This is a genomic window from Pseudoalteromonas sp. S1727 (assembly GCF_005886375.1).
In the GTDB taxonomy this organism is placed as follows: domain Bacteria; phylum Pseudomonadota; class Gammaproteobacteria; order Enterobacterales; family Alteromonadaceae; genus Pseudoalteromonas; species Pseudoalteromonas haloplanktis.
In genome coordinates this window covers 1-10,450 of the sequence record NZ_PNDT01000145.1, presented here as the reverse complement: position 1 = coordinate 10,450, position 10,450 = coordinate 1, and the positions used below count along the sequence as shown (strand labels likewise).

At 40.7% G+C, this 10,450-nt stretch carries 10 protein-coding genes and 1 tRNA gene; 5 read left to right on the top strand and 6 right to left on the bottom strand.

All coding sequences use genetic code 11. From position 1 onward, the window contains the following. Positions 1-212: 212 nt before the first annotated feature. From CWB85_RS20950 to nudE, 3 genes are all read right to left on the bottom strand, one after another. A tRNA-Met gene (locus CWB85_RS20950) sits at positions 213-289 on the bottom strand. Positions 290-430: 141 nt separating this feature from the next. After that, a complete protein-coding gene (gene cysQ / locus CWB85_RS20945) occupies positions 431-1,228 on the bottom strand; it encodes a 3'(2'),5'-bisphosphate nucleotidase CysQ (RefSeq protein ID WP_016710130.1) in 798 nt (265 codons plus the stop codon). Next, entirely contained in the window at positions 1,221-1,793 is a 573-nt protein-coding gene (nudE, locus tag CWB85_RS20940; RefSeq protein ID WP_029216259.1) for an ADP compounds hydrolase NudE, read from the bottom strand. The genes cysQ and nudE overlap by 8 nt, the downstream gene beginning before the upstream one ends. A 61-nt stretch (positions 1,794-1,854) precedes the next feature. On the opposite strand from nudE, the gene yrfG reads away from it, so the two are divergent. Beyond that, a complete protein-coding gene (yrfG, locus tag CWB85_RS20935) occupies positions 1,855-2,505 on the top strand; it encodes a GMP/IMP nucleotidase (RefSeq protein ID WP_138555939.1) in 651 nt (216 codons plus the stop codon). Here the strand turns inward: yrfG and CWB85_RS20930 are convergent. Beyond that, positions 2,502-3,125 carry a dUTP diphosphatase gene (locus tag CWB85_RS20930; protein WP_138555938.1) on the bottom strand — a complete coding sequence of 208 codons (624 nt, stop codon included), beginning with the start codon at positions 3,123-3,125 and terminating at the stop codon, positions 2,502-2,504. The genes yrfG and CWB85_RS20930 overlap by 4 nt on opposite strands. Before the next feature lie 138 nt (positions 3,126-3,263). On the opposite strand from CWB85_RS20930, the gene CWB85_RS20925 reads away from it, so the two are divergent. Next, entirely contained in the window at positions 3,264-3,893 is a 630-nt protein-coding gene (locus CWB85_RS20925; RefSeq protein WP_138555937.1) for a peroxiredoxin-like family protein, read from the top strand. Positions 3,894-3,926: 33 nt separating this feature from the next. Here the strand turns inward: CWB85_RS20925 and CWB85_RS20920 are convergent, their stop codons facing one another. Together CWB85_RS20920 and CWB85_RS20915 are read right to left on the bottom strand one after the other, a co-directional pair. Further along, positions 3,927-4,295, bottom strand: a complete 369-nt coding sequence (locus tag CWB85_RS20920; protein ID WP_138555936.1) for a YacL family protein — start codon at positions 4,293-4,295, stop codon at positions 3,927-3,929. Positions 4,296-4,406: 111 nt separating this feature from the next. Beyond that, complete coding sequence (locus CWB85_RS20915; RefSeq protein WP_016710125.1) at positions 4,407-4,631, bottom strand: hypothetical protein; 225 nt, start codon at positions 4,629-4,631, stop codon at positions 4,407-4,409. A gap of 311 nt (positions 4,632-4,942) precedes the next feature. Between CWB85_RS20915 and uvrD the strand changes: the two genes are divergently transcribed. From uvrD to CWB85_RS20900, 3 genes are all read left to right on the top strand, one after another. Next, complete coding sequence (gene uvrD, locus CWB85_RS20910) at positions 4,943-7,108, top strand: DNA helicase II (protein ID WP_016710124.1); 2,166 nt, start codon at positions 4,943-4,945, stop codon at positions 7,106-7,108. Next, positions 7,086-9,185 carry a tRNA(Met) cytidine acetyltransferase TmcA domain-containing protein gene (locus tag CWB85_RS20905; RefSeq protein WP_138555935.1) on the top strand — a complete coding sequence of 700 codons (2,100 nt, stop codon included), beginning with the start codon at positions 7,086-7,088 and terminating at the stop codon, positions 9,183-9,185. The genes uvrD and CWB85_RS20905 overlap by 23 nt, the downstream gene beginning before the upstream one ends. A gap of 394 nt (positions 9,186-9,579) precedes the next feature. Continuing rightward, positions 9,580-10,428 carry a CZB domain-containing protein gene (locus CWB85_RS20900; RefSeq protein ID WP_138555934.1) on the top strand — a complete coding sequence of 283 codons (849 nt, stop codon included), beginning with the start codon at positions 9,580-9,582 and terminating at the stop codon, positions 10,426-10,428. Positions 10,429-10,450: the final 22 nt, after the last annotated feature.

Below are 10,450 nucleotides of genomic sequence, written 5' to 3'. Positions count from 1 at the left end.
GGCTGCTCCATCCCGCGCCTGTATATTTTAAGTCTATCGACTACTTAATTTAATCTCTTAAGTTAGAGTTTTACAGCACCAATCTTTAATAAAAGAATTGGTTGCGGGAGCCGGATTTAAAACGACTACCCTTGCTGGCTAATGAAGAGCTGAGACCGACAAGCTTTTCCTTAACTTACATTCTACAGTAACCTCAAACCTCTAAAGGAAATTGGTTGCGGGAGCCGGATTTGAACCGACGACCTTCGGGTTATGAGCCCGACGAGCTACCAGGCTGCTCCATCCCGCGCCTGTAATTTCTTCTTAACAGTTTCGTGTTATTTGCGAGCCTGTTTCGAAGAGAGCGCTATAATATAGTAATCAAATTAGAATGCAACTGTTAAACCACTTAAAGCAGTTTAACCGCACAAAAAGCAAACAAACAGAGCGATTAAACAGCTCTTTGATGTGGATTTATCATTTTTTGCCATTCCCAATCAGGGTGACCCATTACTATAAAATCAGGGTTCTCTGTACTCTCACGCTGATTGTAGGTTAGCGGGTTAAACTCAGCATCAGTAATACACCCACCTGCTTCTTCAACGATGATTTGCGATGCGCCCGTATCCCACTCACCCGTTGGTCCTATTCGTAAAAAACAATCAGCTTTACCTTCAGCGACAATGCAAGCCTTTAGGGAGCAAGACCCCACAGCAACCGTGGTAAACTGCATATTCAGGTACTGACTCACTGCTTCAATCTTTTGGCGACGGCTGACCGCTAAGGTTAAGTTATCAGGAGTAGCAACATTAATTTGTTGATCTTTACCATCAATACGCTTAAAGGCACCATTTTGATAACTGGCAAAATAAGTGGTTTCTTTCGCAGGCCAATAGATCACCCCAAGTACAGGGCGATTGTTTTCAATCAGAGCGATATTAACAGCAAAATCACCGCTTTCTAAAATAAACTCTCCTGTGCCATCCATTGGATCGAGCAACCAGTAACGCTGCCAGTTTTGTCTGTCAGCTAAAGCTGGGATCGGTGTTTCTTCCGACATGATAGGAATATCAGGCGCCAATGCTTTTAACCCGGCAACCAATACATCATTAGCAGCTAAGTCGGCTTTAGTTACGGGGGTATGGTCTGACTTTTCTTGCTGGCCAATATCATCTTTCTTGTAAATTGCCATAATTGCAGCACCTGCACTTTGTGCAAGTTCAATGCATGGCTCAAGTAATTCAATCATTCGCAGCTCCTACTTCTAAATACTTAGTTAATAATAGCAAAGCTGCAACGCTTCGTGCTTCTGTGAAATCGGATTGCTGTAATAATGACTGCCAATCAGTTAATGGCCACTTAACAACCACTAAAGCTTCAGGCTCATCGCCTACTAAAGCCTCAGGATACAGTTGTTGAGCAAACAGTATGTGCATAGTGGCATTAAAATAACTGGGCGCCATAGACACTGTTTTCAGTGTTTGTAATTGCTCAGCACCGAAGCCCACTTCTTCTTTTAACTCTCGATTAGCGGCTTGCTCAGGAGTTTCACCTGGGTCAATTAGTCCTTTCGGGAAACCAAGTTGATAGTCATTAGTGCCTGCGCAGTATTCACGTACCAACAATAATTCATTGTCAGTGGTTAATGGCACAATCATTACTGCGCCTCGGCCACCGCCGCGGATCCGCTCATATTGACGCTGTTCGTCATTTGAAAACTTAAGCTCAAGTGATTCCACCGTAAATAGGCGGCTTTTAGCAACCACTTCGCAGCTAAGAATTTGTGGTGGTGTTGGGTGCTTTTTCTGTGTCATTGGCATTAATTTGCTATCATGGCAGTTAGTTTAATAATAAACCCTATGAGATGAAATTCCTATGCTAAATTGGTCGAAAATCGATACAGTACTGTTAGATATGGATGGTACTTTACTCGATCTCCATTTTGATAATCACTTTTGGCTAACGGTGATCCCCGAGCAACTCGCCATTGCTAAAAATATCAGTTTAGCGCAAGCCCAAGCAGATATTCTCAAACGCTATCAAGCAGTCAGCGGGCAAATTCAGTGGTATTGCTTGGAGTACTGGGAACAACAACTTAACCTGCCAATCATGGAACTAAAACGCCAACACCAGCATTTGATCAAAGTACGTGACGATGTGCCTGAGTTTTTAACGGCACTACGCAAAGCTGGTAAAGAATTAATATTATTAACCAACGCGCATCCAGAAAGTGTGATGCTCAAATTTGAGCAAACCGACATAGATAATTATCTCGATGGGGTGATCTCAACGCATCAATATGGTGTAAGTAAAGAACACCAACCATTATGGCAACAAGTACAGGCAGAATTAGGTTTTGAGAAACAACGAACGTTATTTGTCGATGATAGTTTAGCAGTGCTAAATGCCGCTAAAGAGTATGGTATAGGTCATTTATTGGCGGTTGCTAACCCTGATAGCAAACAACCGCACAATGAACTCAGAGATTATTTAAACGTGACTGATTTTCGCACGCTACTTCCCTAGCTTTTCGGGTAGCGAGCCTCTAAGCCTTGGTAAACAAGCTTTGCGAAATCAGCATGCTCAGTATCAAGGCTCTTTACCACCTCGACTAAATGCTCGTTATCTTCTTGACCATGCCAAACTTTAATATAGCTACCATCTTTATAACCATGATCTTGGCGGAAAAAATTAAGTGTATTTTTACCAACATAGCCACGATATAAATCATCGATACCCATGCCTATTTGCGCCATACAACCTGCAAAAGCAGCCGCATTAAAGGTTTTATCAGCAACCGCTGATGCTGCTAAAATTTCTAGCGTCTGTTTAAAATCATTGGCTTGTTGCGGTGCGCTTAACTGTTGCTCAAGCTGCTTAGCCAGCTCGGTGTAACTGGTTACTCCGTCGATTCGTAGTGATAAACCAAAGTGAAAAATATCGACAAGCTCTAGAATCACTTGCTCTGTATCTGGTGTTTGCTTTTTCCACCACTTCCAACCGTAGTGATCAAGCATTTCAGCACATTCAACCCAGATCGCGCGATACCACTCAAACCCTTGGCTAAACCACTGATCATGAACTTTGGTATTCATGGCATTTTGCATTTCTAGCATCACCACTAGTTTATTTAAATTGGCAGACATTTCGATCCCAGTTACTCTATTTAATTACGGTTAATAGTACAGGTATACACAAATCAGCTCAAGGAGCGTATTGGAGGAAAAGCTTTGTACTGTTACTCTGTAAACTTCACTATTAAAATAACTGAAATAAGGTGGTCTATGTTTAAATCTATTGTACTTGCATGCACATTCTTTGTTGCAAGCTTTGCTAATGCTGCGACTGCAACCAATATTGCCTCTGCTGCTGAAAAAGTTAGCCCTTTAATGCCCGGCTTAACAATTCCAGCTTTAACGCTAAAAGATAAAGACGGTAACAATGTTGTTTTAGCTGAACGCTTCGCAGAAAAAACCACTGTTTTAATCGTATACCGTGGTGGTTGGTGCCCATACTGCTCTAAGCAACTGGCTAATGTACAAAAAATTGAAGCTGAGCTAGCGGAGTTAGGCGCACAAATTATCGCGGTTTCACCTGATAGCCCTGAAAAACTGGCTGAAAGTAAAATTGATTCACCAAACTATCAGTTACTATCTGACGATAGTCTGATTTTAAGCCAAGCACTTGGCTTAGCTTTTTATCTCGATGATAAAACAGCAACCATTTACCGCAATAAATTAGGGGTTAATTTTGTGTCTCTTGATGGCAAAGCAAAGGTCGCCTTACCGGTTCCAGCCGTTTTTGTAATTGATAAAAAAGGCTTGGTGCATTTTCAGTATGCAAACCCAAATTACAAGGTTCGCTTAACCGAAAACTTATTATTAGCAGCCGTGAAATCGGTATCTGAACAGTAAATAATTACTTAGCAGAGAGCCTCAGCTCTCTGTTTACTTTCCAGATGCGAACTCTTGCCACGAATTAATTAAATCAACAAAATCTTCAAAACCGCAGCCACTGCTCAAGCCGCTTTCTTCTAGCATTAGCTCATCATCTTGATAGGCTAACAAATCTTCTGAATCTTGGTGTAGTGCATGTGCTTCAAAAATCGCTTCGTCTTTATTTAAAATCAAATCAATTTCTTGCCCCTGTAAAGTTAAAGGCTCAAAACTTGTGGCAACAGCACTGATCAAAGCCTGTACCATAGCTATTTTTTCTTTGCCGATTTCTTCATTCAGCCAACGGCCAATTACTGCATGTTCACTGCTAATTTTAATACGTAAGCCACTTATTGGATCACGTATAAATTGATATTCCATAACTTTACCTAAATACATCTCATGCCTAGGATTATACCCTAGTCAGCTGTGAATTAAGAAAGCCAGATACAAAAATAGCGCTATAAAGCGCTATTTTCTTAATTAGAATTGCTACCGATAGGTTTTAAAGCGTGCGGCATCAATAATCGCCCAAATGTAAACGATAGGAAGTAAAATAAAGCCAATCGCAACATAAATAAGCGCACCGCTAATAACCCAAGCGAGGAAAAAACCAATCGCTGCCATGATCCTGCCTTGGACTAATTGCCCAAGACCTGGAAAAAAGATATTACAAATTGCCGCAATTACATTACCGCCTGAACCTTGCTCTGCCATGTTAACCTCAATTTATTAATTTGATTTTCTTATTAGATACTTACACACATCGTGCCAATTCTTTAACTCATTAACTATCAAAAAGTTATAACAAACCTAGCTAATAAAGTTTCTCCTTTAATAGTGGTTTTTACTAAATATCAGTCAAATTGGCTACAGCAAATATTGCTTACAACAATAGCTTAGCTAAAAAGCACTGCGAATAGAACAAAGAACTTTTTGAAATTAACTGTTTATAAAAACAGTATTTTATTTAGCCTAACAAAAACACCTGTTATACTGCTCACAATATTGATTGAAAAGGCGTGATGATGGACGTTTCAGAATTACTCGACGGTTTAAATGATAAACAACGGGATGCCGTAGCTGCTCCACTGCAAAATATGTTGGTGTTGGCAGGCGCAGGCTCAGGAAAAACTCGAGTACTGGTTCATCGTATCGCTTGGCTTATGCAAGTAGAGCAAGCCTCTGCTTACAGTATTTTTGCAGTAACCTTTACCAATAAAGCCGCCAAAGAAATGCGCACGCGTGTAGAGCAAGCCCTTCAAGCGCCCGTAGGTGGTATGTGGATCGGTACTTTCCATGGTTTATCACACCGTATTTTACGCGCCCATCACCGTGAAGCCAATCTGCCCGAAGCATTTCAAATTTTAGATTCAGACGATCAGCTACGAATGATCAAACGCTTATTAAAAGCCATGAATATCGATGATAAAAAATGGCCCGCAAAGCAATTCGGTTGGTATATCAGCGCAAAGAAAGACGAAGGCCTACGTCCAAAAGACATTCAAGCCTATGATATTAACGAGCAAATGATGCTCAAAGTTTATACTGCTTATCAAGAAGCGTGTGACCGTGCAGGCTTAGTTGACTTTGCCGAAATTCTGCTACGTAGTTTTGAAGTACTAAAAAACAACCCAACCTTGTTGCGCCATTATCAGCAACGCTTTGCGCACATGCTTGTAGACGAGTTCCAAGATACCAATACCATTCAATATGCCTGGCTAAAATTACTCGCTGGCGACACCAATAGCATTATGATTGTTGGTGATGATGATCAAAGTATTTATGGTTGGCGTGGTGCAAAAATTGAAAACATTAAACGCTTTTTAACTGACTTTGAAGCCGAAACAATTCGTCTTGAGCAAAACTACCGTTCAACAGCTACCATTCTAAAAGCATCCAATGCGCTTATTCAAAACAATTCCGAGCGCATGGGTAAAAGCCTCTGGACCGATGGTAATGATGGCGAGCCAATCTCAGTGTATGCCGCCTTTAATGAACTCGACGAAGCACGCTTTGTTAGTAGCAAATTACGTAGCTGGCTCAATGCCGGCAATGCACTGCAAGATGCCGCAATTTTATACCGTAGTAATGCGCAGTCGCGGGTACTTGAAGAAGCCATGTTGCAAGAAGGCTTAAAATACCGTATTTACGGCGGTATGCGCTTCTTCGAACGTCAAGAGATCAAAGACGCCCTTGCTTATTTACGCCTTGTAGGGAACCGCCAAGATGACGCAGCCTTTGAACGGGTTATTAATACCCCAGCGCGCGGTATTGGTGATAAAACACTCAGCCATATACGTGATTGCGCTCGCGCTGAATCATTGCCACTTTGGTATGCGGCTAAAGCCATTATTGAACAACAGCACTTATCAGGGCGTGCCGCCAGTGTTGTTACTAAGTTTGTTGAGTTGGTTGAACATATTGAAGATAAAATTAGCGATCTCACATTAGAAGAGCAAGCCAAATACGCAATTCAAACATCCGGCTTAATGGCGATGTACCAAGCTGAAAAAGGCGAAAAAGGCCGTGCGCGAGTAGAAAACTTAGAAGAGCTTATTAGCGCGTGTGGTCAGTACGAACTACCTGAAGATGAAGAGTTTAGTTCACCACTACAAGGATTTTTAGCGTATACCTCGCTTGAATCCGGTGATGGTCAAGCAGAAGAACATGAAGATGCAGTGCAAATGATGACATTGCACTCAGCAAAGGGCCTAGAGTTTCCACTGGTATTTATGGTCGGTGTTGAAGAAGGCATGTTCCCTTCTCAGCAAAGTAATGAAGAATCTGGTCGCTTAGAAGAAGAACGTCGCCTGTGTTATGTCGGCATGACTCGCGCAATGGAAAAACTCTACATAAGTCACGCTGAAAGTCGCCGCCTCTATGGGCAAGAAAAATACCACAGTCCATCACGTTTTTTACGTGAGATGCCGGAAGATTGTATTGAAGAAATTCGTATCAAAACCCAAGTATCTCGCCCGCCAGCAGCAGGACGCTTCAGTTCATCAGTAAGCCATGCTGTTTTTGAAGAAAGCGGCTTTAATTTAGGGCAACGCGTGTTACATGCTAAGTTTGGTGTGGGTACTGTGATCAATTATGAAGGCAGTGGCGCACAATCACGCGTACAAGTTAACTTTGATGACTTTGGTAGCAAATGGTTAGTAACAGTGTATGCACGACTGCAAGCTATTTAGCCCGCAATTTGCAACATTTCTCACGCAACTTGCCTATGCAAAACATAGGCAATTACTGCTAATTACTGGCGAGCAAAATTGGTGTTACCAACAAGCCAACGAATTATACCAGCAATTGAATCCGACCCTGTGCAAAGTATTATCAAACAATGACGATCTGACAAACAGCAGTTGGCCTGAACATACTCATCAAATACTGGGCCAAGAATTCCAACATGTTATTTATGATGGCTTTAGTGGGCTAGTACCAGACAAACTCGCAGCACTGAGCGGAACTGTCCAAGCTGGCGGCTTATTCATTTTACTCTTGCCAGAGCTTGCTGACTTACAACATTGGTGCGATCCTGCTCTAGAGACTTTTCAATCATTTGCTCAACAACGCCAGCACAGCTACTTTAATCAGCGTTTAGCTCGTTTGCTCAGCGATAACTCTCTGCCACATTTTAACCAAACTAGTGGCTGGCAGCGGTTACCTAAAGTTAGCCCTAAAGCGGGTGTAATTTCACTGATAGAGCAGCAGTATTGTATTGAGCAAATAATTAAAACGGCAACAGGAAGAGCAAATCGCCCGTTATTGATCAGCGCTGATCGGGGCCGAGGAAAATCCGCTGCATTGGGATTTGCAGCTGCAAAGCTAAGCGGTAAAGATATAATTATCTGTTCACAGCAATTTTCAGCGCTGCATAGCAGCTTTAAACACTTTGCTGACGAACAAGGAATCGATTATCAAGCCCCACAAAAACAACTCGCTAACTTACGTTACATTGCTCCCGATCAATTATTAAGTGAGTTGCCTCAGTGCGATGTGCTGTTGGTTGATGAAGCTGCAGCAATCCCTGTGCCCATGCTTATCAAAATGCTCGATCATTACCCACGAGTAGTATTTGCCAGCACTATGATTGGCTATGAAGGAAATGGTCGTGGTTATACTTTACGCTTTAGGCGCTACTTAGAAACACACTTTAAAAATATGCGTAGTGTTAATCTAGAGCAACCAATTCGTTTTGCTGCAGCTGATCCACTCGAACAACATATTTGCAAATTACTGGCCCTAGATGCCGACTACAAAAATACTGAGCTTGATAGCGCTACACTACAGTTTACTGAACTAAAAGCGGCTGAATTAGCCTGTGATGAAACATTACTTCGCGAAGTCATAGGGTTATTATCATTAGCGCACTATCAAACCAGCGTGAATGATTTGCGCCACCTATTGGATGCCACAGCCCAGCGTATTTTTGCCTGCCAACAACGCAATACACTTATTGGAGTATGTTTAATTGCTATTGAAGGTGGTTTAAATACCGTAATAAGTAAACAGATCGCCAGTGGTAAACGCCGGCCACAAGGCCATTTAATGGCGCAAACCTTAGCACAACTAACTGTTGATCCAAGTATACTCTCTTTAAACTGTGCTCGTGTGGTGCGCATTGCTATTGCCCCATCCCAACATAACAACAAAATTGGCTCAAAATTATTGGCGCATTGCGAGCAACAATTAGCCACCACTTGTCATTGGTTTGGTGCTAGTTTTGGCGCAAATGCTAGCTTACTAAGATTTTGGCAAACTGCGGGGTTTAATTTAATTAAACTCGGGTTCAAACAAGATAAAGCAACTGCAGAGTATGCCGCGCTAGTGATCAAAAGTTTAATTCATGACAATACCTTAAATGATCAACTCGAAAGTGAATTTCAGGCCGACTTTGCATTACAACTATTCGATCATTTTAATCAGCTAGACATACAGTTAATTGAGCAAATACTTACTGCTTTTATACCAGAACATGTAGATTACCATTTAGACAGACGACTAAAATCCTTATTAACAACAGACTACCAATTGCATGCTATTAAACCTTTACTGTGGCGCACGCTTTGGAGTACACCCGGTAGCTTGCTCAATTGTGATGAAAATACCAAATGCCTTTTTATTAGGCTAATATTGCAAAATTGGTCTCCACAAAAAGCACAAACAGCCTTGAAAATCAATGGTAATAAATCACTCAACAAACAATTAAAACAAGCTGTAACTAATTGGTATCAGCAATATTTACTTAAAAAACTACCTAGACCTTAGCACTCAGCTATTTCTTTTACTTTTTAACAGCCTCTTCAGTTATGTAGAAAACAAACCTGTTATCAAGCTTGGTATGTTTACTCCTTTAACTGGACCTGCAAAACAAATTGGCGAACAACTTTACCAAGGTGGTAATGTCTATTTTAATCAGGTAAATAAAATGGAGGCATTAATAGTGCTCAAGTAAACCTCATCGTTGCCCTCTACCATTAAAAAATTACTTAATGCATCACTTGAATATAGCTTTTATTGAAGACCGAAACTACATGCACTATTCATCAATAAAACAGATGAAAATACACATATTGTCTATCGCTCTGCGTTTTAACAAAATTACTGCGCTTTCTAAATAATGTTCTATTCTTAAACTATCAATCTAGGAAGTGAGGACACTATGGATTTAATAAATTTTAGGGTGGGTCAAAAAACCATTTCACTGAAAATTCTCGACATACTTTTAACTGAACGTTTTGAAGATAATTTAACCTCATTACCTAACGACAACAAAAGCTTTATTGGTGTTAAAGACTATATGGAAACCCCAACCCCCATATTTGATCTAGGTATTATTCTGAATAAACAATCTACACAGGATACTAACCGTTCATTAGTTGATCTATTTAGTGAGTGGGAACAAAAACAACATGAATGGTTTTTCGCACTTGAAAATAGCATTAACCAAAATCAGCCCTTCAATAACAATACCGATATTCAGCAATCGAGTTTTTCAAAGTGGTACAGCAGTTTTAAAACAGAAAATGAAGATCTTAAAGCCATCATAGAGCGCTTTAAAATACCTCACACTCGTTTGTACACGCACGCCAACAAAATCATTGAATTAGTGAAAAAAGGCGATAGAAAACAAGCCCTGATTGAACTCAATATAGAAAGAGGCGGTAACTTTACGCAACTGATTAGGGTGTTTGAATCAGCCAAAGAGCAAATTATTTTAGACTATAAGCCAATCATCATTTTTACGACTAAGGATGGCAGAAACCCGCACATAGGATTACTTGTAGATAAAGTAGAAGACAATATCAGCTATAAGAAAGAAGATATAAAGCCATTAGACAAACTAACAGATGTAGGTTTTGATATTGAAACACAAACTAAAAATATGATGCGAGGGTTAATTAAACTTGAGCACAAACATAGTGTACTTATAGATCCCAGCGCTATCTTTCGCCCAGATCACTTAATGCACCAACATGCAGAAGAAACAGAAGAGTACGGACTTTTTTAGCATTTTCGAGTTTCGAGTTTCG